17 protein-coding genes are annotated in these 24,028 nt (G+C 40.6%); 9 read left to right on the forward strand and 8 right to left on the reverse strand.

Translation table 11 applies throughout. The features are described 5' to 3' along the window. The first annotated feature begins 926 nt into the window (after positions 1–926). A complete protein-coding gene (locus H6G41_RS11055) occupies positions 927–1,817 on the forward strand; it encodes a 2OG-Fe(II) oxygenase (RefSeq protein ID WP_190746242.1) in 891 nt (296 codons plus the stop codon). Positions 1,818–2,054: 237 nt separating this feature from the next. On the opposite strand, the gene H6G41_RS11060 is transcribed toward H6G41_RS11055, so the two are convergent. The 5 genes from H6G41_RS11060 to H6G41_RS11080 form a co-directional block, all read right to left on the reverse strand. After that, positions 2,055–3,827: a M14 family metallopeptidase gene (locus tag H6G41_RS11060; RefSeq protein ID WP_199316126.1), complete on the reverse strand. Its 1,773-nt coding sequence runs from the start codon at positions 3,825–3,827 to the stop codon at positions 2,055–2,057. A gap of 180 nt (positions 3,828–4,007) precedes the next feature. Beyond that, entirely contained in the window at positions 4,008–4,310 is a 303-nt protein-coding gene (locus H6G41_RS11065; RefSeq protein ID WP_190746243.1) for a hypothetical protein, read from the reverse strand. A gap of 219 nt (positions 4,311–4,529) precedes the next feature. Further along, the gene (locus H6G41_RS11070) at positions 4,530–5,426 is read right to left on the reverse strand and encodes a phosphodiester glycosidase family protein (protein WP_190746244.1); all 897 of its coding nucleotides are present in this window, start codon (positions 5,424–5,426) and stop codon (positions 4,530–4,532) included. 229 nt (positions 5,427–5,655) lie between these two features. Continuing rightward, positions 5,656–5,928: a hypothetical protein gene (locus H6G41_RS11075; RefSeq protein ID WP_190746245.1), complete on the reverse strand. Its 273-nt coding sequence runs from the start codon at positions 5,926–5,928 to the stop codon at positions 5,656–5,658. A 418-nt stretch (positions 5,929–6,346) separates the two neighbouring features. After that, positions 6,347–6,976 carry a PAP/fibrillin family protein gene (locus H6G41_RS11080; protein ID WP_242037885.1) on the reverse strand — a complete coding sequence of 210 codons (630 nt, stop codon included), beginning with the start codon at positions 6,974–6,976 and terminating at the stop codon, positions 6,347–6,349. Between the two features lie 651 nt (positions 6,977–7,627). Between H6G41_RS11080 and H6G41_RS11085 the strand changes: the two genes are divergently transcribed. Further along, complete coding sequence (locus H6G41_RS11085; protein WP_190746246.1) at positions 7,628–7,975, forward strand: hypothetical protein; 348 nt, start codon at positions 7,628–7,630, stop codon at positions 7,973–7,975. Positions 7,976–8,295: 320 nt separating this feature from the next. On the opposite strand, the gene H6G41_RS11090 is transcribed toward H6G41_RS11085, so the two are convergent. Next, a complete protein-coding gene (locus tag H6G41_RS11090) occupies positions 8,296–10,827 on the reverse strand; it encodes a mannose-1-phosphate guanyltransferase (RefSeq protein WP_190746247.1) in 2,532 nt (843 codons plus the stop codon). Positions 10,828–11,162: 335 nt separating this feature from the next. Between H6G41_RS11090 and H6G41_RS11095 the strand changes: the two genes are divergently transcribed. The 3 genes from H6G41_RS11095 (at position 11,163) to H6G41_RS11105 (ending at position 13,191) form a co-directional block, all read left to right on the forward strand. Next, positions 11,163–11,357, forward strand: a complete 195-nt coding sequence (locus tag H6G41_RS11095; RefSeq protein WP_190746248.1) for a hypothetical protein — start codon at positions 11,163–11,165, stop codon at positions 11,355–11,357. Between the two features lie 819 nt (positions 11,358–12,176). Beyond that, complete coding sequence (locus tag H6G41_RS11100) at positions 12,177–12,494, forward strand: DUF2605 domain-containing protein (protein WP_190746249.1); 318 nt, start codon at positions 12,177–12,179, stop codon at positions 12,492–12,494. 379 nt (positions 12,495–12,873) lie between these two features. Next, positions 12,874–13,191 carry a DUF2973 domain-containing protein gene (locus H6G41_RS11105; RefSeq protein ID WP_190746250.1) on the forward strand — a complete coding sequence of 106 codons (318 nt, stop codon included), beginning with the start codon at positions 12,874–12,876 and terminating at the stop codon, positions 13,189–13,191. 377 nt (positions 13,192–13,568) lie between these two features. Here the strand turns inward: H6G41_RS11105 and H6G41_RS11110 are convergent, their stop codons facing one another. Further along, complete coding sequence (locus H6G41_RS11110; protein WP_190746251.1) at positions 13,569–15,860, reverse strand: amylo-alpha-1,6-glucosidase; 2,292 nt, start codon at positions 15,858–15,860, stop codon at positions 13,569–13,571. Positions 15,861–17,250: 1,390 nt separating this feature from the next. Here H6G41_RS11110 and H6G41_RS11115 point away from each other — a divergent pair. The 4 genes from H6G41_RS11115 (at position 17,251) to H6G41_RS11130 (ending at position 22,515) form a co-directional block, all read left to right on the forward strand. Further along, positions 17,251–19,338, forward strand: a complete 2,088-nt coding sequence (locus H6G41_RS11115; RefSeq protein WP_190746252.1) for a DICT sensory domain-containing protein — start codon at positions 17,251–17,253, stop codon at positions 19,336–19,338. Between the two features lie 129 nt (positions 19,339–19,467). Continuing rightward, positions 19,468–19,887: a photosystem I reaction center subunit II PsaD gene (locus H6G41_RS11120; protein WP_190632511.1), complete on the forward strand. Its 420-nt coding sequence runs from the start codon at positions 19,468–19,470 to the stop codon at positions 19,885–19,887. 162 nt (positions 19,888–20,049) lie between these two features. Then, a complete protein-coding gene (gene trpE / locus H6G41_RS11125; protein WP_190746253.1) occupies positions 20,050–21,561 on the forward strand; it encodes an anthranilate synthase component I in 1,512 nt (503 codons plus the stop codon). 21 nt (positions 21,562–21,582) lie between these two features. Next, on the forward strand, positions 21,583–22,515 hold the full coding sequence (locus H6G41_RS11130) for a hypothetical protein (RefSeq protein ID WP_190746254.1): 933 nt from the start codon (positions 21,583–21,585) through the stop codon (positions 22,513–22,515). Positions 22,516–22,577: 62 nt separating this feature from the next. On the opposite strand, the gene H6G41_RS11135 is transcribed toward H6G41_RS11130, so the two are convergent. Next, on the reverse strand, positions 22,578–23,915 hold the full coding sequence (locus tag H6G41_RS11135; RefSeq protein WP_190746255.1) for an ABC transporter ATP-binding protein: 1,338 nt from the start codon (positions 23,913–23,915) through the stop codon (positions 22,578–22,580). Positions 23,916–24,028 lie beyond the last annotated feature (113 nt).

Below are 24,028 nucleotides of genomic sequence, written 5' to 3' on the forward strand. Positions count from 1 at the left end.
TCTTATCTTTAAGAACTAGTCTAATTACATCAATTTTGAGTTGCATGAGCCTGTTATTAAGATACAAGAAAGTCGCGGATTGCCATCTTTAATATTTTTAATCCGTTACATAAATCTAACAACTAGCTAAAGGCTAAATATTTAGAGATTTTTTTCCTTCTTTAGATAGTTGACAACAGCAGTAATTATTTGAGTAAGACAGCGCCAGGACAAGCTTAGACTAGAAAAGCGCGATCGCACTTCCTTGCTTTCAGCATAGTTAATCTCTCTCACTGCGGTACAAAATTCTCTCAATCTTCATTGCGCATCGAAAATACCAATTTTTCAGATGGCGAGCTTTGCTAGTTGGTATCTTTTTTTGTGGAACTGCTGTACTAGCCTGTTTATCTATATCTCGTTAACCCAAGGAGGGAAGATACTTTTTGACTTCAAATCCGCTTTTGATTATTCTTTTTACAAATAATTTATGATTAACGACTTAATCCTCATGTAATAGCAGATATACAAATCAGGCATCTAACCAGGGATTGGTAAATCCTTTCCCCACCATCTTCATAAAGGATGTAAACATACAGCAAAATACATCACCTGAAGTTATTTTTCGCTCACTAATCAACGCTCTCAATTGTAAAAAAATAATGTGATATATATTAGTAACTGGATATTTTATCGAGATAATACTGATAAAGCCGTATTATATTTGCCAAGTAGTTAATTTGATGAATACCGAATAGTATCATGTTAGCTATCATACTCAAACGAACTTTTACCTATCGCCAAATCATGCTTTAATTTCCGAGAAGTTTATGAAGCTAAAATAAATTTTTGCCAATTCATCAATAAATCCTTGCATAAATCTAGATAAATAGACTAAAACTGCATATCTTATCCTTATATAGCTGATATATCAGCTAGCGCAAAACAGTATGGGTATCCTTCTGCAAAAGATACAAAATCGATTAATTAGAAATATTTACAATTTGCCATTTTTACAACATCAAGCTGAACTTGAATATCAGGAAGCGGTTACGAAACATCTGGCAAATTTACCTATAATCCCTGCTGATGATATGAGTCTGATCAAAACTATCAACAATGAAGGACTAGTAATTACTTCATTAGCAGCTTTAGGAATTGCATCCAGTGGAAGTATGTTTCAGGCAGCAAAAAGCTTGATGCATCAAATACCCAGCAGTAATACAGATAATAACAATGAATTTGTTGTTCATGCTAGCCCTGAGCAAATTATGGCATACCCAGAGATTTTTTTATGGGGAGTAGAACAACGATTAATTAATATAGTGGAAACTTATATAGGCTTACCTGTAGCCTATCATGGGGTTTACCTGCGTAGAGATATAGCTAATCAAGTCGAGCAAAAATCTCGACTATGGCATATAGATAAAGAAGATAGAAAAGTCTTAAAAATTATTGTTTATTTGCAGGATATGTATGAAGATAGCGGGCCATTTCAATATATTCCCATATCCTTAACTTCATCATTAATTCAATCACTGAAATATCATCATGGTTACATCCAAGATACAACCATGCAAAAAGTGATATCACCTACTGAATATAAATCTTGTTTGGGTGCGGCTGGTACAGTAATCATTGCTGCTACTGGTAGTATCTTCCATCGCGGAAAAGTCCCTGTAGCAACCGATCGATTAGCTTTATTTTTTGATTACACTTCCAGAATGCAAACACAGTCATTTTATGGGAATTTATCGTTAGCAAATGAAGATTTACTCAACTTGTCTGCATCTCTTTCCCAACAACAACGAGATTGCATATTTCTCCAGCAAAAACCTTGAAATGGCTATGAGATGAAAAAGCGATCGCACTCCTCAAATCCTCAACCATAGCTGCTACTTCTTCCAGGGTAGCTTTGTCCCCATCTCCGTCCATGCAGAGAACACCAGATAGACGATCAACAAACCAGCACTGACTATAAAAATCACAACATCGTTATTCATACCTGTAGCTTGATATTTATTAACAACTCTACCAACTTTTCCGTGTCAACAGCAGCGTATCAACACTTCTCCCAGTCAACCTAATATCACCTCAGTCCGCATAACTCCTGCACGTTCATGACGAGCTAATAGTTTCACTGTGCTACCTCCATCTCCCCGCACAATCCATTCTACCTTTGCCCGGTCTTTGGTCGGATCGCTCTGTCTCCTTGTTGGGTGTGAAGGTTGGTAAGCCCGTCCCTCTAATTGTCCTAACTCTTCGCGGATGTTACCAGTTTCTAAAGTTACACCCTCAGGTAAGTCTATTTCACAGATACAGCCTCTGACTAGCTGCTTTTCCAAAGCTTTTTGGGTAACGTAGGTAGGTAACCAACCTGTATTCTGTACAACTAACTGCACTCGATATAAATCGTTACCTAAGCTGTGGACGCTAGTTTGATAAATCTCCAACCGCGGGGAGATTAACAAATGCCAAACTAACCAATCAGGAAAGCGGGCGATTTCATGTTCTAAAAACTCTGGGGGTGGATTGTACCACGCATACATGCTATCCCAACCGCCTAATTCAACTTCACCAAGTTGGGGATGATCGAAGGGATACCAATCAACATAGCCCTTTCCTGAGAGCTGTTCATCGTTCCAGCGCAACAACTTCAGCTCATCTTCTAAGGGATGTTCTCGAAACCATTCGACATGTTTATATTCTTTAATTCCTGCTTGACTTTGGGGACTCCAAACTTCTACCGTCCAAGAAAAGACACCGCGATCGTCATAAGCCCAATCATCGAAGGTTCCTGAAATATAATCTTTCGGATCGTAGCGGAAGTCGTGAAAAGCAGAAATCGCTGGGTATTCCGTAATTTCCGTCGCTTTTTTCCCAATATATTGATAAATCCGGAGGTCGTTGACAGGAAATTCCTCATCGCTGTGGTAGCTGTAGGGACGAATGATTACGCCGCCAAAGGTATGAAAAGATACTGCCACTGTGATATTAGAGTGAGTCGTCATGAATTGGACAAGCGATCGCACTTCCGCTTCGGATGTGGGATAAGGGCCCGCCCCTGGCTGCTGAAACTCTTGTCGCCACATAGCCGGAAAGTTGCGGTTCAAATCTAACCCCTGTTGAGGCGGCTGAATCTTAATCTGTACTCCATCGTAATTTTCTATACGTCCTTCAGGTATAACTCGGTAATATTTACCACCAAATTCCGTTGGTTCCCGACGCACCAATAAACGCGGTTCCGTCAGGGAAATTTTCCAAGCACCATTTGCATCGGGAATGCGCATCAGTAAAATCCGCCCATCCCCATCGATATCTTCCATAACTAAACCATCGTTGCTTTCCCTACCTTCAGGATAGGGACGGGTAGCAGAACGAATAAATTTTGGTTTGTCAGCCAAAGCCCACTCCGCACCATCAGGGTTAACTCGCGGACAAATGTAGAAGACGCGGGTGTCTAAACAAGGAGTAATCGCCGGATGATTACCGTAGGCTGTAACTAATGTTTGCAGTAGATATAGACAGACAATTGATGGTGCTAATTCCGTAGCGTGGATATTACCATCAATCCAAAGGGCTGGTTTTTCCCTGTCTGTTCCGGTAGCAAAATTAGTAACTGTCAGCAGCCAGATGTCCCTACCTTCATAACTCTTACCAATGCTTTCTATACGTACTAGGTGCGGAAATTCCGCAGCATAACTATGCAAGATGTTTGTTAGATCTTCGTAGCGGTAATATTTATCAAACTGAACATCTGGCATAATTACCCTCTCATGCGCCAGGCGTACATTCTCTACAATACCATTGCCTGTTACTGCAAATTGTGGTTTTGGGTTTTGAGATGACACAAATAGAGAGAATATTCCAAATAGATGAAGTACGAAGGTAGGGGCACAATAATGTTGTGCCCTATAATTATTTGGATATCAACAATGCAGTCTTCTGCAAATAAATTGGCTGATTCTAGACATTGTGTAATTTTAAATCTGAAATTTTCCATCTAAAATTTAGTAATTTATCTGGGAAGTTCATCGGGGACATTCGGGTAAACTTTTCTCAGCATAATTACAATCAAAATAAATTAGAGCTTCCCTAGTAGATTCAAAAGTGGGAGTTGTGATGTAAGATTTACTGTTTGGACTAGCTTCTTTTGACCAAATCTTTAAGTAGTAACTACGATTATCATCGCTAGACCATAATTCATAACGATAATTGCCTCCAAAACCCTCACTATTTAAATAATCAGCTAGGGCTGTATGTGATGTGGCTATGCAGGTCAATAAAGTCAACACAGGAATTGTGACTACTTTTAAGATTGGACTGAATTTCATAAATACATCGGAGATACACTATATCTAGCTTCATAAATATGGTTTATCTTCACATCAGTAATAATGTGGAATATTTTGTAAAGATATAAAAATAACAACATTATTTGTAATGTTAACTAAAATTCCTATTGAAATCCGCTCTTGGATTTGTGAAATATTACATGTATGGTTGTTGACTGTCCATAGACAAAACCGACATTTTAAATTTAAGAGTTTTTATCATCGATTCTCTTGGACTAATAAAACCGATTTCACTTGTCGCTTAATTGGTTTTCTTACCAAATTTAGCTTGCCGTAAATAGTCTTGCCATTGTAATAAAGTGAAGAAGAACTTCCTCCATCTAAATTCATCGCTTTTTTTGCTCCTAAGGTTTTCATAAAGGCTGCTAATTCTGATAAATTCATCCCCGATTTAGCCAAGCGGACATTAGGCTTTTGAGCTACCATAACTAAGAGAATATTGCCATCATCAGTAATACCAATAGCAGTTCTAGAACTAGGTTGATTGCTACCAATTGCATCTCTACCATTGGCTTGATCAACAAATCCTTCTTGTTCTGAAGTAAGTTCAGGTAAAAGATTGGGGCCACCACCTACTGCATCGAGTAACTGACATCCGGCTAAGGGTAATTCATTGTGAGGAGTAATATCATAGGTGACAGTTTCTCCGCAGAGGTAGCGGCGAAATTCTGTGCGATTAAAAATTTTATTCAAATAAGGTTTGAGGTTAGGATTTTTGACTAGTCTTTCGTTATCTGTGGGATCGGCTACTACACGACCAGCAATAACAACATGAGATGTAGATTTTTGATTAACTGGGTCAAAAAAGCCTGCATTTAAAATAGCTTTTACTTGCTGTTTTCTGGCGAATTCTTCTACAGTGGCTACTTTATCTGCGATTGCAACTGTGACTAGAAATCGCCTATCATTGGGAATTGATAAAATATGAACTACGCTTTGCGGTAAGGTGCGCTGTTCGTAGGTGATGGTTTTTGGTGGAGAAGGTGCAACATTTGGCACTTTTGATATAGAGGAATGCAACTTAAATAATAGTGGCATCCCGAAACTAATTAATGTCAGACTCAGTAGCCAGATTTTTTTGACTTGAATACCCATATTATTAAATTAAGCTGAAAATTCGCTAAATAAATATTACCCAGGCAACTATGTAAATTCCAGATAAGATGACATTATATTTTTCTATACTTTTCTAGGCTGGATTTCATAGCCTATCTTTGTTATTATTTTTTAATCTTTGCTAGACACAAAATATGTAAGCGATCGCACTAGCACGAGTTGAGAATAATGGCGATCGCACTCCCATAGTCATACCTCTATCGACAGATTAAGAGGCTTTTGGTTGATACCAGAGAATTACCTGTAATTTGGCGCAGTAGCCACCCCAATCACTAATTTCCGTTTCATTGTCAGCCAGCCAATCATAAATTTGTGCCGCTTTTGCTAAAGCTACCTTTTCCGAACGGTAAAGCTTTGGGCTAGGACAAAAGGCTTTACCATTGATGTGTATAGCTGCAATGTGCCAGTAGTCGCTACCTTCACCCTCCGGAACAACTTCTATAAATCCATTACTGTAAGGCTCAATTATGCCGATGTTCATCTGCTAACTAATCGCACTCCCAAAATATTTATCCTACAGTTGCAATTGCTTAGTCGCTATCCTACTCTTTAGTTAATTTATTTAGCAGTCAAACAGGTAGCAAATCAGAGAAAGTCTGAGGTAACTGTACATAATTGTCAGTAATTCTTTAGGTATAATTCTCAATGGCTAATTTTGTTCACTGTGGACAAAAACTTATTAGCAAAAATAGTCTTTGTAGCAGATGTGGTGGCGAAAAAATGGTCATATGATAATGAGCATCAATAATTAGCTATGACTAGAGTAATAATAGGAGCTTGATATGTTTAGCGCCCTGATTTTGTTTGCGGGTTACGCTGCTATTTCGACATTCTTTATTTCTGCGGTTGAGTAACAAGACACAAACGCTATATTTGATTGTGTATGAGATGAAGCGATATTAGTTAGGCGTAGATGCTTCTTCGCGGCAAAATACAAATAGATTACCTGTTGCACCTCTTCCGACTCTAATTTGTGAGTCTAAATATGAGGTTGTCCACAGCGCTTCATTTCGCAAAAATTCCCACACCGGAATTTTCAACGCTGGTAAACTCCAACTGGAGATTCCCAAGGGCTTTGTTCCTTGTACGGAAAACGCCCCAAAACTTACTTGAGCAACCCGTTCATCTTCACCCCATCTCCATACGCCGTCAGCTATTAAGCGCCATTCTCCTAAAAATGGGAGAGCGAATTCCGCACAGTTGGCGGCGGAAATTTGCGAGGAATGGCTTGCAACTAAGGTTTGCCACACGCGTATAATTTTCACTCCTCCCCCAATTTCTCTGAATGACGATAGTCGGCGCGTGACTACAGTACCGCGCGAAGCGTAAATTAATCGCCAGCTACCAGTTAGGGAGGAAAGATGATTGACGCTAAGGGGGCGATCGCGGGGATTTAGCCCCTCCAACTGTTGCACAAGGCGATCGCTTGTTTCATCGGGCGAGGGAAATATGCTTTGCTGCCAGCCTAACTCTGCAATTCGTTGCAGTAGTTCCGTTTTTAAGCTAAATCTCGTTTTTTCATCATCCATTATCTTTGCTCCATTTGTCATTGTCTCGATCGCCAGAGAAAATTACTTTACTTTTCTTTACGTAATTTGGTGATTTGCGCTTGTTTACTGATTGAGTAAACACCTTTTATTCAGGCTATCAGCCTTTTACTGTCAACAGAGCTTGACATGTTGTTACAATTCTGTTAAATTTATTTACATAAATTAATAAATAAATCAAAAGACCTATTGCTTTAGGTATTAACGAAAAATTTTTCATTTCGGTTTTGATTTCGGTATCGGTATCTCCCATCGTCATTTGGTTTTCTCCCCCTCTCCTCAGCCGCCAAGCTGAGGTTTTTTTTGGCTATTTTTGGGTTTGAGAGTGAATTGAGTGGGGAACTAAGTCTGCGATCGCCCTATCAATTCTGGAAACTGGCAAAATTAAATAATTATTAAAAATAGCCTACCTCTCTAAATTCATGTTTGAAACTTTTAAATAACACCACAATATAGTTATCTAAAAATTAGCACTCACCGCTTGATAGTGCTAATTTATCAGGGAAATTTAATACTTATGATATAAGCAAGAATTATCCTTGTTAGAGATGGCAATTGATAAAATTTGAGACATAATAATTGCTATTAAAACCAAAGTTTCATATAATCGATTAATAATGGGAGAGGACTGGAATGAAATATACTTTTGACCTTGTAGGAGTATCTCCAGTTTTAAATTTTTTTAATCACCAACAGCAGAGCCAAACACAAGCGCAGCATCGAGGTGTGGAATACTTGGGAACCCATATTTGTACATTAGATGCGTTCTTAGAATCCATTGAAACCATGCCCACCAAATGGGGTTGGAACTTGGATCAAGTCGTAGACACAGTAATTCAGTTTTGGTTACATAACTCAGACAGTATCAACTATTGGAAAAGACGTTTAACAGATGCTGGCAGAGATAACTTACTAGTAGCTAGAGTAGCTGATTTCACAGCCTTACAAGCCGAATTAGAATCCTTACTAGATAAGGATTAGTCAGCTAATGTGCAACTTAAAAGCAAATAGCTTAAATACATCTAGAGGTTTTCTAGTGATTCGCAATAACGCTCTTTCTTCATAGAAGCTACAACATGAGTTTCTTGATTTGTATCTCTTACCTTATTTCTGAGAATTGGTAAAATTCCGATTTACATAATTGTTCCTAGGGGCACAAAATCTTGTACCCCTAGCCTTATATTTCATTTAGTAGAAATACCCTGTCAATATCAAATCGAATTACCAAGGCTGTGTTTCTCTAGCAATACCCAAAAAGGGTATTGCACAAAAATTGGTTGGCTTCCCAATTGAGTATCAACTTATTGAACTTCTGCCGGATGTTGTTCTTGTTGCCTTTCGATAAACATTTGCACGCGGTTGCGGTAGTTTCTTAAAGTTTCATCTACCCAATCGCGCTCATTACTATTAGCAAATAAATGTACTACTGGCTCACTAGCATCTGGTAAAACTAACAACCAATTGTCATCATAGGGCTGACCAATTTTCACACCATCGATTAATTCTAAGTTTTGGGCGGGATGAGTTTCCACTAAATAACGCATGAGTGCGCCTTTAGCACTCCAAGGACAACGAACTGTATGGGATCTGTGAACTACACGAGGTAATTCAGCACGCACAGTAGCAAGCGATCGCTCTTGAATTGTTAACATTTCAATGATCTTGGCAATACAAAACATCGCATCAAATCCAGGATGCAATTGGGGGAAAATAAAACCAGTATCGCCGCTACCAGCCAACACCACATTGCTATATTGTTGCGAAGCCTCCATTAAAGCTGTTGGATTAGCTTTAGTGCGGATGACTTTACCATCATGGCGACGGGCGACTTGTTCCACCGCACTTGAAGCATGAACTGGTACAACTACCGTACCTCTGGGGTTGGAGGTTAAAATCATATCTACCATCAGTGCGGTTAACATTTCTCCGCGAATGGGCGCACCCGATTCATCGACTAAAATCAGCTGTTCGCCATTAGCCGATACTTGGACACCAAAGTTAGCTTTCAACGCTTCCACCACATGTCCTAACTGAGTTAACAGTCCTTCTCGCTCAGCAGTTGATACAGCGTGCTTATTCAAGCTAGCGTTCAAAACTACCGCATCAGCCCCAAATTTATCTAACATTTGCGGTAATACAGCCCCAGACACCGCATAAACGTAGTCAATTACTACTTTGGCGCGACTGTTGCTGAGAGTAGAAACATGTAATAATTTCTCAAAAGCAGTACAGTAACGGTCATTAACTTGACTGGGATAGGCAACATCACCAATTTCATGAATTTGTGCCCGCCGCATATCTTCTTTAAAGTAAGCCCCCTCAATTTTCTTTTCTTGGGCTTTAGAGATATTGATGCCCTTATTATCCATAAATTCAATCAGGATATAATCAGGGCGATCGGGATGGACGCGCACATGAATACCACCAGCTACTCCCATGATGGGTATAACTGTGCGGGCGATGGGTACAGCGGTAGCATCAAGGTTTTGAATATCAATTCCTACTGACATTAAACCCGCAATTAGCGATCGCGTCACCATCCGCGATACATTGCGCTGATCGCGGGAAACTGCCACTTTAGAACCTGGTTTTAAAGTAGAACCGTAAGCTGCACCCAACTTCACCGCAAATTCTGGAGTGATATCAATATTGGCTAATCCTTGGACACCACGTTGTCCAAATAAATTCCTTTGGGCAATATTTCCCCAAATCAAGTTAATGTTTAAAACAGCACCGGACTCAATCTTTTTACTCGGCCAAACCCTAATTCCCGGGCTAATCTGGGCTTCTTCTCCCACCGTAGATAAAGAACCCACTACAGATGCTTCTAATACATGAGCGCGACGATCAACACGAGTACCACGAGAAATCACACAAGCCGAAAGTTGGGCTTCTTCACCAATAATTGCCCCATTCCAAACAATGGGACGTTTCAAATTGGCATCAGCCGCGATCGTTACATTATCCCCAATCACAGTGCCGGCTTCAATTTGTACCCTGGCACCAATCCGGCAATTATCACCAATTACCGCTGGGGTTTCGATGGTTGCTGAGGGGTCAATATAAGTATTTTGACCTTTCCATAGACCTGGCGAAATTTCTGTGTAAGCAAAGTCGAGTTTTACCTTACCATATAGGGCATCATACTGCGCTTCTCTATAGGCATCCAAATGACCAACATCGCACCAATAACCTTGGGCAATGTAACCATACATTGGCTCATTTTTGGCTAGTAATAAGGGGAATAAATCTTTGGAAAAGTCACATTCTGTGTTCGCTGGCAGATAGTCTAAAACTTCTGGTTCGAGAATATAAGTCCCCGTATTGACTGTATCCGAGAAAATTTCACTAGTAGAAGGTTTTTCTAAAAATCGATTAATTCGACCATCTTCATCAGTAATTACTACTCCAAACTCAATTGGGTTAGGGACGCGGGTTAAAATTAAAGTCGCCTTTGATTTATTTTGTTTGTGAAATTCAATTGCGGCTGTTAAATCAAAATCTGTGACACTATCGCCGCTAATTACTAAAAAGGTTTCATCCAAAAGTTCGGCAATATTTTTCACACAGCCAGCTGTGCCTAAAGGTTGGTCTTCTTCCACAGCATAGGTCATCTGTACGCCAAAATCGCTACCATCTTGAAAGTAATCGCGCAGCACATCAGGTAAATAATGTAGCGTCGCAATTACTTCTGTGATTTGATGCCGTTTGAGGAGATTGATAATATGTTCAGCAATCGGTCGATTTAAAATTGGCACCATTGGTTTGGGCAAATCGCAAGTTAAGGGACGAAGCCGCGTTCCCGAACCGCCTGCCATCAGCACTGCACGCATAAATCCTCCTTAGCTATTTGCAGCATTTGCTGCTTTAATACCCGCAATATACGTTGTGTTTTTCTTACTCTAGTCTCTTATGAATGTTGATATTTCAGGAACTCCCACAAGAGGCATCTAAGTTAACAAAGTATATATACTTAATTCTTATGGAATATGCTGCTAGGAAACAGCCGTTATGTTGTTATTTCTTGATTTTTGAATTGTGCTTAGGCTTGTCTGAGACATCGTCACTAGCTACGATGTCAAAGCCTACTCTAAACTGGAATAAGAGAATGTAGCGTTAAGTCACTCGGTAACCGAAAAACTAAAAAGTTCCTCTGGGAGTTATAAGAATGATTAAGTTAATTATTTTTGGTTTAATTGCTGGCTATATCTATGGTGCTTGGAAGTTCTGGAAAGGCTTTGAGCGCACTCACTTTACTCCAAGTCTGCCTAATCGGATAGGTTTAGCTTTGTTGTGGCCGGCTTTATTTGTTACTAATAAATCCTATCGTCGCAACTTTAGACAAGCTCTAAAAGGCAAGTAATTCTCATATTTCATTGTCTTAGTTATCGCGGTTGTATCAATTTATTTTACAAGGAACGGAGAATAGGTAATAATTCAACTATTTTCCGGCGACAAGCTCAAGAAACTGATACCAATTTAATCTGAAGATGCATAAAATCTAGCCTGCGCAGGCTAGATTTTTTCGTTTAGCCGAGCCAGTGCGCCCTTGGTGCTTCCAAGGGTTGTGCTAACTGCCGAGGACGTGAATGTGCAGCCTGAATATAGCAATGAAGTGCATATCAATATATATGTACTCAAATTTGTTTGCTATTGAGGAGCTAGGTACATAATTATTGCGATCGCACTACAGCAATCCGTTTAGGAGTTATAAATACTTATCTTCCTTGTCCTCCTTCTCCACAATGGGCTACTGGATGTGCTGTGTTTCACCTTAGCTCATAGAATACAAATAATAGAACTTTTCGGTACTTGACGGCTTTAGCTGCACGCAAGCTGCTCTTTGCTAAGATTTGCAGATATTGATCATTGAAATTTCCCAATGTAAATGCTTAATATAAGAGCAATATTTCGCAATCTCTCATCATAATTAATGCTCTATCGTAAGGCTGATTTATTTTTATAGCGATCGCCGTTGACTTTTGGCTAATTTTATAGTTACCTAACCAGAAATCCTATCCTTAGGCAGCTATTCAATTTTCCTGACTAACCGTTAATATAAAAAATGTATATCACTATACATTTTTTTGTGAAGTTTATCCTATTAAGCAAAAAAAAAGGATGTGAAGATTTGTAAATAAAGTTAAGATTAGAAGGAAACTTAGGATTATGCTTCTCATTTATGCGAGACTCAAATTTACCAGGGTCTGAATTGCTCAAAAGCGTTTTAGAACCACTGTTGGATGATTTTCATTATTGGTTTGCGCGATCGCGCGATTTTTTGGAAACCAAACAACTCTCATTTATGAGTGAGCAAGAGCAAAACGACTTGCTTTTACAAGTCAAGCAAGCACAAGACGAACTAAACACAGCAAAAATGCTATTCAATGCAACCGATGGACAAGTTGGAATTGATATGGCGACAATTACGCCTTGGCACAACCTGGTAACAAAATGTTGGAATGTGGCTATGCGCTTTCATCAAGAACAGAAGGGTTAAAAATAAAGTTTTTATTAATTAAGTTCGCTAAACTTAGTTAATAGCAGCAAGTCGGTATATAGAAAAGCCAGCGCGTAGATAGACTAGCTAGTCGCAATCTTTGCGAGTCTAACTTGATTAACTTTTTAAATTTTGTCTAGTGGTATGTAGATTCTTTCAAAAGTCCACAATCCTTAATAAATTTTGAATAAATCAGAAAATTAGGTATCCCATGCTACCTTGTTCTGAATAATCAGTTACCACATTTCCCTTAAATAGACCACATAATACGTACCTATAGTACGTTACTTAGTCGCCATAGCTGTCAGTTAAATTACCAGCAAAGCGAAACGTTACAGTAAAAACTTTTAAAATTCACTTCCTCTGGAGGACAATTCCGATGTTACACCTGCTTTACATTCTTGCCTTTACAATTCTGGCTGTGATTGCTGTAGCCAATTTAATTCGCAACTTGATTATGTTCAGCTTTGATCGAGACCGAACTTATCCAGCAATGAATAATCAGGGACAATTTGGCTATCCTTCATCACGAAAGCAGTTTACACCACATCCAGAGTTATTAGATAATGCAGGTAATTTAATTAAAGAGCCTTTATTAGTAATGCGGTCAATCAATGTAGAAGATGCCCGCCAGCAACTAGATGCTTTATATGAATCTTCTCCAGGTCGTAAAGTTGAGAATCAAGAAGAAGGCTAAATCGGAGTACTAATTCCTGAGCGAAGAAAAAATTAATATTAAAAGGTAAAGAAAGGAGTTTAGATCTTCTTTCTTTTTTTATTGGTCAGTGGTCAGTAGGGGCGGGTTTATTAAGATCATCATTGATCGGCGAAGATATTCGTGAACCCGCCCGTACAGTTGTCAGTTGTCAGTTGTCAGTTGTCAGTTGTCAGTTGTCAGTTGTCAGTTGGTTTTTTGATATTTAATCAAGATTCTGGTAGGGGTGGGGTTTTCCCACCCTTCCAAGAATTTAATTTTACGTTTTAGATTGTTAGTAAGGAACACAGGATACAAGGACAAAAAGGAGAAACAACAATCAAAACCTGCCCAATGCCCCATGCCCAATGCCCTACTAATTACGCCTCAATCACTACTCGTAAATTGCCGCGTTTTTTGGCAACACGACAAGCGGTAGTGTTACCAGAACGCTCAAATTCTAAATCGAGAATGGTGGTACCAACTTGCAAATTATGGAAGGATAAACGATTAATCGACTCTGGTAAAGCCGGGTCGATGATGCGCAAGCAGTTATTTTGCGCATCAGGTACGAGATTGACTATCATTTGCAATAGTTGGAAAATACTACCAGTAGCCCAAGCTTGCGGCGTACAAGCAACTGGGTACTGTACGGGGGCGTTATCACCGTTACGTTCGTAACCGCAGAAAAGTTCGGGCGGACGTTGATATGGTTGCTGGCTAGTCATATCAAATAAACCTTGGAATAGTTCTAAGGCTTGATCGATTAAGCCAAGCGATCGCAATCCCATCGCAATGATCGCGTTATCATGGGGCCATACTGAACCGATGTGATACCCCATCGGGTTGTAAGCTGGAGATAAACTACTAAGTGTCCGAATTCCCCAACCATTAAACATATCTGGGGCGCGTAATCTTTCAGCAACGCTATAGGCTTTTTCTGGTGTAAAAATACCCAAATGCAAGCAATGGCCGGGATTAGATGTAATACTATCTACCTGCTTACCGTCGCCATCTAAAGCTAAAGCACAGAAATCTTGGTCTTCCATCCAAAAATCTCTGTTAAACCTGATTTTCAGATTTCTCGCTTCTTCTTGCCATCTATCTGCTAAGTCTAGCCGCTTTTTCATCCGCGCAATCTCTGCTAGGCGCATTTTCGCTGCATAAACATAAGCTTGCACTTCACAAAGAGCGATCGCACCGTTAGCTAACTCTCCCTTATGGTCTACAATACAGTCGCCAGAATCTTTCCAACCTTGGTTAGCTAGACCACGTTTAGATTTACGATAGTAGCTTAAGTAGCTAGTGTGTTTAGTATTGCGGTCAATCCACTCCATAGCTGCTAAGGCATTGGGCCAAAGTTGCTCTAAAGTTTCGTGATCGTTTGTCCAAGCATAATACTCAGCATAGAGCATCAGCCATAAAGGCGTAGCATCAACTGTACCGTAATATGGCGTATGGGGAATTTCTTGACAACGCGCCATTTCTCCCAGTCGCAACTCATGGAGAATTTTGCCTGGTTCTTCTTCCCGCCATTCATCCTCAACTTTGCCTTGATACTTCGCTAACAGCATCAGCGTTTCTTTGGCAATTGTGGGATTTAACATCAAGGTTTGGGACGCTGTAATGATGGAATCTCGCCCAAACAGCGCCGAAAACCAAGGTACGCCCGCAGAAACAGTCTTATATTTACCAAAAGACTGGCGCAACAGATACATATCTTGTTCAGCGCGTTCAATCACGCGATTGAAGATGCTTTTATCTGAGCTAATCCGGGTAATTTGGTGTACCCATTGTTTCTCTTCCATTAGCTCAGCAGCTTTCGCCTGTGGTAGGGTAATGGCGGCGCTGACGGTAGAACTGGGCTGATTATTGCGTAATAAATTCACCCGATAAGCCAACTTTTGGGTTTCGTGGGGCGTCAACTCTAACTGCCAAACCGCAGTGTAACCTTTAAAGTAGTCTGGTTGGCGATGCTGAAATTGGAGACGGGATTCCATGACTAAGCCATCCAAACCTTGATAAGCTAGCGTCAAAGATTCGTCACGTAACAGCATGGGCTGAGTTTGTACACCTGCAAAGCCATCACCTTCTGTGGATGTTCCTTCTTCCGGTAGGGGTTCCACTAAGCGTAGTAATCTACCGCGTTTGCCTCTGTCATAGCCCCGCACTTCAAATAAATCGACAAAATCGGCATCGAAGCTGAGGGTAAGTTCAAAACTAATAGTAGTTGTGCTATAATTAGCTACTTCAATTTCTTCAAACAGTGCCCCATTGAGTACCAATTCCCGGCGAATCCCTACAGTATCAGGCCTCAGGCGTTCATCAATCCTGGGGTTGGTACATAGCACCGAGAGGGCAAATCCTTTTTCCGCTGTGCTACTGAGCAGCACAGGCGATCGCCCTTCAATTTGTAACTCTAGGCGGCTGAGAAATCTGGTATCACAACAAAACAGTCCCATACTGGGGTTGCCATCATTGAGAGAACAGCCAGAAATGTTTCCCAGCGTATCTGTCACCAGAAATAAATCATCATCTTTGACCGTCAGTGTTGGTTGTTGTCTTTCACTGATAACACAAGGCCATTCTGGTATAGGTAGTTGTTCTGCAGGAATATAAGTTTTTCCGTCCAGGAAAATTTTTTCCGGTGTCATTAGTATATCCGGTGTCATTAGGCAACATTCCGTGTACAGGTCTAGATTTTCGCGTAGGCGTTAGCGTCAACAGGAAAAAAGTTCACTCCAAAGAATTCTCTCTAGAGAATTTAGGTAAAAAGACGCTCTAGCAAACGTAGTTAAGCTGTTCCAGCCAAAATCATACTGACACACTCTGAGAAAAAGGACAGCTATAAAATCTACAGCAATGAGAATCTAGAAGTAATACTGCTGGTTTGAGATTTCTATTTGATGCTGTCAATACTTAAATATTGAGTGTGTCAGAAGGTAAACTTATACTTTTTAAAGTTTTATTAAGCTTACGTCAAGTCTAAAAAAAGGCTATTTTCACTAATTTTTGAGATTATTTGCGGATTAATCTTTATTTAAATTTCTATATTACCTTTTATAGGCAGATTCTTTAGTTTTTGAACTCTATACCGCCTCTGGCATATTATTTAAAGCAGATTCAGCAAAAATGTGGCGATTCAAAAAATACCTGTGCTTAAAATAATCGTCTCTACAATTAGGTTAGCGAGAAATTAGGGCAAAATCATTGCCTTCATTGGTTTGAATAATAGACAGCAAATTTCAACTTAGTGAGGTAGAGATCAGGTGGAGATACAATATATTTTGTCCCAACTATGCCCTAATTTAGCTGATTCTTTCAATCATCATTTGCTCTTGTAGATAAACATAATATTTAGCATAATTAATGATGTAATTTTTATTTTTACTCGTTAATTTATGAGAAGTAAAAATCTTAATACCAGTCTTAACAAAGATTCAATTTAATTGATTAAATCATATTGAAAAAAATTAGAAAATATAGAAAATTACGCAATTATTCATCATCTATTTCCCAAGTAAAACCCATATATAGCAAGTATTATTAAAAATAATTCTCTGATGCTCATAAATAAATACTATCTACAACTAAGTCGGCACAAGGTTAGTAGACAAATAAAATAAAAATTCATGTAAAGGGTGATACATTAATACAAAAATATTAAAAAGTTCACCAATATTAGAATATGCAAGAAATATAACTTAGCGCAAAGCCATAACTAGTTGATATTTAAATTGGCTGATGTTGAATTGATCTGTGATAATTGATCCAAGATTACTAGCGAGTTGTCTATTGCCAAATTTTTGATAGGTTTGTAGTAAGCACAAAGTGTGCTTGTTGCATCCAGTACTTTAGTCCTGACGACAAAAAAATAAATGACTAATAAAGCTGTACAAGCTCCTCTTAACTTAGAATCAGAGTTTGGCACTGCTGCAAAAAGTCATTTTTACGATTCTTTACATATTGCCATCGTTTCGATGGTTTTAGAGTCCGTCGTAATTTGTACAATGCATCTGTGACTTGGATTCCGATCGAATTGGGCTTTTCTTAACGATATTCATGAGCATTTCAACTTCTGTGCTGAGTGATCTGCTACAGTTCCTCCCCTACCTACGACCCCAGCTATATTTCAAGGCTTCACTAACGGCGCTCTCCCATGCAATGGAAGACCAAGTTTTGGCGGCGACTTTAGTTCAGCCTTTGGTGATTGCTAGCTTCCAACGCGAGCGATTCTATCGCCAAGAAGCGCATCGCTACCAACGCTTATCGGAGCGAAGTAACCAAATATACGTATTATCTGCACCAGAAACAGATTTTACGAATAGCTCAGAATATTATGAAAAAGTAGCTTTTGAGCCGGATGATGCCTTAAGCCAAGAATGGCATTTGGTGGTAATTTCAGATAACTATGCTACTTGCCTCGTCTGTAGGGAAAGCCTCGGCTCTATTGCCAAAAATCAGCAGAATCCGGAAATGATACCGAGTCTGGATATGGATACAGCACGCAGGTTTGAGGGAATTTGGACATCAGAAAGAGGAGTCAGTCTCAAAGCAGCCCAATTACTACTAGAGAGAATTGTAATTTACAGACCAGATTTGGTTCCTAAAGTCGAAGAAGCACGCCAAAGGTTTGGCATTGGGAAACCAAAAATTGCATCAACAGCAGAACAAAGCAGCAAATATGCTTGTGACATCGATACCGATCCGTTTGTGCAACGCTTGGTAACTTATCTGCAAGCTAGTCAGTATAAATTGCATAAAGCTTATCGTTCGATTACAGCCCAAGCACGCAAAGAACAGTTAATTAACTCAATTAGTACTGCAATTAGGCGATCGCTCGATCCCCATGAAGTGTTGCAAATAGCTGCCCAAGAATTAGGACAGCACATGGGGGCGGGACGTTGTTTAATTTACCGCGCCCAAGCTACAGACGCCCAAGCCACCATTGAACATGAATTTTTAAATCCAGGGGTTTCATCGGTATTAGGAGAAACTTGGCAACTAGAGCAAAATACCCTATTTCTGGAAATAGTCAAACAAGGCGAGGGAGTGTGCGTCAGTGATACCCTAGAAGATCCTTGGGTGATTGATTCGCGAATTTTATCAGCGATCGCTAAAAAATTTGATATTCGCTCTTGGCTAATTGAACCAGTATTTTATCAAGGGCGATTGCTCGGCATAGTAGAGTTACATTATTGCAATCCCTCCCCCCATGAATGTTTACCAGGGGAATTGGATTTAGTCAAAGCGATCGCTACCCAAGTAGGCGCAGCTTTAATTCAAGCAGAGGCCTACGCCAACCTAGAAGAACTCAATCAGCAATTAGAAGCCCTAGATCGCACCCGCAGTAACCTGATAGCCATTACCGGACACGAACTGCGTACCCCCCTATCGACAATTCAAGTTTGCCTCGAAAGCCTCGCCAGCGAGCCAGATATGCCGCTAGATTTACAGCAGGTAATGCTGGAAACTGCCCTGGCTGATTCCGAAAGAATGCGCAAACTAGTGCAAGATTTCTTAACACTTTCCAACTTAGAAAGTGGTCGCGTAGAGTGGCATCCCGAATCGCTGACATTACAAGAATGTATAGACTTAGCTTTAAGTAGAATGCGGACTCGCCCCACCATTGAAAAACCGCCAGAAATTACCACGAATATTGCCAAAAACCTGCCTTTAGTCAAAGCCGATGGCGATTGGCTGGTAGAAGTCATCGCCAAACTTGTAGACAACGCCTTTAAATTTACGCCTTCCCACGGCGACATTAGCATTAGCGCCATCCGCAACGACAAGCAAATGGTCGAAGTTACCGTAGCTGATACCGGACGGGGTATCGAACCCAATCGCCTAGAAATAGTCTTCGACAGATTTTATCAAGAAGAGGGCGCATTGCGTCGCAGTACAGGCGGTACAGGCTTGGGTTTGGCAATTTGTCGCCAAATTGTCAACGGCTGGGGTGGGGAAATTTGGGCGACTTCCAACGGCAAAGACCAAGGCAGCCAGTTTCACTTTACCATTCCCATTGTGCTGAGCAGCCCGGAACGAGGCAAGGGAGGAGGGCAGAAGAGCAAGGAGGTAAAGAAGAGGCAGGGGGGTAAAGAAGAGGCAGGGGGGCAGGGAGCAGGGGGTAGGGGGAAAGGAAATAATTGACAACTGACAACTGACAACTGACCAATAACAACCAAAAAACGACTAAAAACTGTTACAGTCTATAACACGATTGCAACATGATCCGTTTGGCGGTGTTAGGATGCCCTAAAAACGTTGAGAGACTACTTTATGGCAGAAGCACTTTCTGGAAAAACTCCGCTATTTGCTGGCAGCACTGGTGGCTTGCTGACAAAAGCAGCAACGGAAGAAAAGTACGCTATCACCTGGACTAGCCCCAAGGCTCAAGTTTTTGAATTGCCTACAGGTGGCGCTGCTACTATGCAAGAGGGTCAAAACCTGTTGTATATAGCTCGGAAAGAATATGGTATCGCTTTGGGCGGTCAACTCCGGAAGTTCAAAATCACCGACTACAAAATTTACCGGATTCTGCCTTCTGGTGAAACCACTATGATTCACCCCGCTGATGGCGTATTCCCTGAAAAGGTAAACGCAGGCCGTGAGAAAGTCCGTTTTGTGCCACGCAACATTGGTAGCAACCCCAATCCATCTGCACTGAAGTTCAGCGGTAAATATACCTACGACGCTTAGGTAATAGGTACTGGGAACTAGTAGGGACTAGGGACTAGGGACTAGGGACTAGGGGTTAGAGGTTGGAAAAGATTTTCTACCAATCGTTTATCCTTTATACTTATTTCTCTATGCCCTATTCCCTATACCCAAATGTTCCAATCCCCCATCCCTCAGTAGTTTATGATTTTTCCCGATTTTTCTGAATTTTCCCAATTAGCTGCACAAGGTAACTTTGTTCCGGTATATCAGGAATGGGTAGCAGATCTCGATACACCAGTATCTGCTTGGTATAAGGTTTGTGCTGGTCAGCCTTACAGCTTTTTATTGGAATCAGTAGAAGGTGGGGAAAAGCTCGGACGTTATAGTTTATTGGGCTGCGATCCGTTGTGGGTGTTGGAAGCAAGGGGTGATAGTACAACTCAAACACACCGCGATGGTTCTCAGGAAGTTTTTGCAGGTGACCCCTTTACAGCTTTAGCGCAATGTCTGGAACCTTATAAACCAGTCAAATTACCCCAACTACCACCGGGAATTGGTGGGTTATTTGGTTTTTGGGGTTATGAATTAATTAATTGGATTGAACCCCGCGTACCCATTTACCCCCAAGATGAGAGAAATTTACCTGATGGGTTGTGGATGCAGGTAGATCACCTGTTAATTTTTGACCAGGTGAAGCGGAAAATTTGGGCGATCGCTTATGCTGATTTACGCGATCCGCAAGTAGATTTACAAGCAGCTTATCAACAAGCAGGCGATCGCGTGACGCAAATGCTCAATAAGTTATCTCTGCCATTATCACCAGAGAAAACCCAATTTGCATGGACGCCTCCTGGTAACAAAAAAGCCACAGCAACAGAATATAACAGTAATTTTACGCGCCCAGAATTTTGCGCCAGCGTCCAAAAAGCTAAAGATTACATCAAAGCAGGCGATATCTTTCAAGTCGTCATTTCTCAGCGATTATCTACAGAATATACAGGCGACCCCTTCGCCCTTTACCGTTCCCTACGGCAGATAAATCCTTCGCCTTATATGGCTTACTTTAACTTCCAGGATTGGCAAATTATCGGTTCTAGTCCAGAAGTAATGGTAAAAGCCGAACGCGATCGCGATGGATACACAATCGCTACAGTCCGTCCAATTGCGGGAACGCGCCCTAGAGGGAAAACTAGTAAGGAAGATGCAGCATTAGCCGAAGATTTGCTCCAAGACCCCAAAGAAGTGGCAGAACATGTCATGCTAGTGGACTTAGGGCGAAATGATTTAGGGCGAGTTTGCCAAAGCGGTAGCGTGAGAGTTGATGAGTTAATGGTAGTAGAACGCTACTCTCATGTTATGCATATTGTCAGTAATGTGGTAGGTAAATTAGCCACTGATAAAACAGCATGGGATTTACTGAAAGCTTGTTTTCCGGCGGGAACAGTTAGCGGTGCGCCAAAAATTCGGGCGATGGAGATTATCCACGAATTAGAACCAAGCCGTCGCGGGGTTTATTCTGGCGTTTATGGCTATTATGACTTTGAAGGACAATTAAATAGTGCGATCGCCATTCGGACAATGGTAGTTCGCGATCGCACCGTCACCGTCCAAGCCGGTGCGGGTTTAGTAGCTGATTCCGAACCTGAAAAAGAGTATGAAGAAACCCTCAATAAAGCCAGAGGTTTGTTAGAAGCGATTCGTTGTTTGCGTTAAACAAACCACGCCAAAAAGAAAATGACTAGGTTTCTCTACGATCAGTTTGCCAAAGATTATCTGACAGAACTCTTACAACCCTTAGGGGAAGTAGATACGAGTCGAAAAGTAGCGGCGGAAATCCGCGAAATAGACGTATATTTCACACCGACAACCCAATTAACCAGCGATACAATAGAATTAGGGCTGCTAGGAAAACTTGCAGCTACACCTGCATTAATTGAACCCTTTAGAAATGCAGCGACAATTGCGGAAATTCGTAGTTGTCTGAATAAATTATTTGATATCTTTGCTGAGTCAAAGCGTCAATCTAAAGTAGAGAAAAAGCAAATTGCTGAATCAGATTTACCTAAATTGTGGATTTTGTCGCCAACAGCCTCTGAAGGGATATTAAATGGTTTTAGAACCAACTTAGATATAGAAAATTGGGGAGTAGGAATACATTTTTTCGGAGATTATTTCCGTACCGCAATTGTCGCCATTCATCAATTACCCGTTACCCAGGAAACACTATGGTTAAGAATTTTAGGTAAAGGAAGAGTTCAGCAACAAGCGATAGATGAACTAGAAGCACTTCCGCCAACAAATCCCTTACGTGCGAGAGCAATCGATTTATTATTAAATTTGAAGACTACATTGGAAGTTAATCAAAATATCGACCAAGAAGATAGAGAGTTAATTATGCGCTTATCTCCTATTTATGAACAAAAATTAGCAGAATCTAAACAAGCCGGAATTCAAGAAGGAATTCAAGCCGGAATTCAAGCCGGAATTCAGCAAGGCGTAAATGCAGAACGTCGTCGAGTTATAGAAAATTTACTGCGCATTAGGTTTGGTGTTTTAAATGATGATTTAACCAGGATTATTGAACCTTTATCATTATTATCACCGGAAGAATTTACTCCTTTATTACTGCAATTATCACCACAAGAATTAATGGATAGATTTTTGTAAAAGAATTCAGTATTTATTACTGAATTCTTTAAAAGAAAGTACTCGTTGATTGCTGATAATTGTTATTCAACATGAGGAAATATTGCTAAATCTGTCATCGGATCAAAAAAGTGGATTTTCTCAGGAATGAGGGATAACCAAAGTTGATCGCCTACATTTACTAATCTTTCTGGTGGAACGCGCACTTGTAGGTAATCGTTCGTATTTTGAGCAAAACCTGATTCGCCAAGTCTAGCGCTGATAAAGCTATCGTTGCCTAAATTTTCTACTAAATCTACTAGCACGGGCAGATTTTTGGTAGCGGGTACGCTAACAGTAAAATGTTCTGGACGCACGCCTAAAATTAAAGTTTGTCCATCATATTTTTGTAAGGCGCTTCCCCAAATTTCTGGGAGAGTGAGACGAAATTGAGAATGGGTAATTAATAAAGGTGCATGAAATTCTACAGGAATGAAATTCATTGGTGGTGAACCAATAAATTCAGCGACAAAGCGATTGGTTGGACGATTATAAAGTTCTAAAGGCGAAGCAACTTGCTGAATTTGTCCCTGATTCATAATCGCAATGCGATCGCCCATTGTCATCGCTTCGGTTTGATCGTGGGTGACGTAAATTGTCGTCGTCCCTAATTGGCGCTGTAATTTGACAATTTGAGCGCGGGTTTCTGCACGTAATTTCGCGTCTAAATTAGATAATGGCTCATCCATTAAGAATACTTGGGGATTACGGGCGATCGCTCTTCCTAAGGCTACCCTTTGTCTTTGTCCCCCCGAAAGCTGTTTGGGTAGGCGATTCAGCAAGGTTTCAATTTGTAATAATTGCGCCACATTCCGCACCCGCCGATCTACTTCCCGTTCCTTGTGAGAAATGTAACGCAGTCCTTTCGGTAGCGATCTCGTTATCCCCACAAATAAATTTTCTGCCCAAGTTGATAAAGTAGATGCGGAGATAGGAAACCGGGAAGAATTGGCAATTTCTGCATCTTCTCTTTCCCTACTGTCAAAACGACGCCGCAGTCCAAAGGCGATATTGTCATACACTGACATGTGAGGATAAAGGGCGTAATTTTGAAACACCATTGCGATGTCGCGTTCCTTTGGTGGTAAATCGTTCACTAAGCGATCGCCTACCCAAATATTACCGCCCGTCATCGTTTCTAAACCGGCAATTAACCGCAGCAGGGTACTTTTACCACAACCAGAAGGCCCCACCAATACCATAAATTCCCCATCAGCGATGGTGAGGTTAATTCGCCGCAGGACATTGATATTATCTGCACGTTCTCGCTGTGCATCAGTTTTTTTACCAGAGGATGAAGCCGTTGAGGTTGGCTCGGCAATACTTTCCCCTTTACGTGGGGGGAAACTTTTATAAATATTTTCTAAGACAACTTGAGACACGAGTATTAATGATTCTTATTGGGCATGGGGCATTGGGCATGGGGCATTGGGCATTAGGCAACTGACAACTGACAACTAACAATTGAGAGTTTAGCGCTGATCTTACAGGTTAC

Source organism: Tolypothrix sp. FACHB-123 (genome assembly GCF_014697075.1).
In the GTDB taxonomy this organism is placed as follows: Bacteria; Cyanobacteriota; Cyanobacteriia; order Cyanobacteriales; family Nostocaceae; genus Aulosira.

Coding starts and splice junctions, on each gene's coding strand:
- H6G41_RS11085 (WP_190746246.1), top strand. CDS start 7,628: ATGAAATATACTTTTGACCTTGTAGGAGTATCTCCAGTTTTAAATTTT.
- H6G41_RS11095 (WP_190746248.1), top strand. CDS start 11,163: ATGATTAAGTTAATTATTTTTGGTTTAATTGCTGGCTATATCTATGGT.
- H6G41_RS11070 (WP_190746244.1), bottom strand. CDS start 5,426: ATGGGTATTCAAGTCAAAAAAATCTGGCTACTGAGTCTGACATTAATT.
- H6G41_RS11055 (WP_190746242.1), top strand. CDS start 927: ATGGGTATCCTTCTGCAAAAGATACAAAATCGATTAATTAGAAATATT.
- H6G41_RS11120 (WP_190632511.1), top strand. CDS start 19,468: ATGGCAGAAGCACTTTCTGGAAAAACTCCGCTATTTGCTGGCAGCACT.
- trpE (WP_190746253.1), top strand. CDS start 20,050: ATGATTTTTCCCGATTTTTCTGAATTTTCCCAATTAGCTGCACAAGGT.
- H6G41_RS11105 (WP_190746250.1), top strand. CDS start 12,874: ATGTTACACCTGCTTTACATTCTTGCCTTTACAATTCTGGCTGTGATT.
- H6G41_RS11080 (WP_242037885.1), bottom strand. CDS start 6,976: ATGGATGATGAAAAAACGAGATTTAGCTTAAAAACGGAACTACTGCAA.
- H6G41_RS11115 (WP_190746252.1), top strand. CDS start 17,251: ATGAGCATTTCAACTTCTGTGCTGAGTGATCTGCTACAGTTCCTCCCC.
- H6G41_RS11130 (WP_190746254.1), top strand. CDS start 21,583: ATGACTAGGTTTCTCTACGATCAGTTTGCCAAAGATTATCTGACAGAA.
- H6G41_RS11110 (WP_190746251.1), bottom strand. CDS start 15,860: ATGACACCGGATATACTAATGACACCGGAAAAAATTTTCCTGGACGGA.
- H6G41_RS11100 (WP_190746249.1), top strand. CDS start 12,177: ATGCGAGACTCAAATTTACCAGGGTCTGAATTGCTCAAAAGCGTTTTA.
- H6G41_RS11065 (WP_190746243.1), bottom strand. CDS start 4,310: ATGAAATTCAGTCCAATCTTAAAAGTAGTCACAATTCCTGTGTTGACT.
- H6G41_RS11075 (WP_190746245.1), bottom strand. CDS start 5,928: ATGAACATCGGCATAATTGAGCCTTACAGTAATGGATTTATAGAAGTT.
- H6G41_RS11090 (WP_190746247.1), bottom strand. CDS start 10,827: ATGCGTGCAGTGCTGATGGCAGGCGGTTCGGGAACGCGGCTTCGTCCC.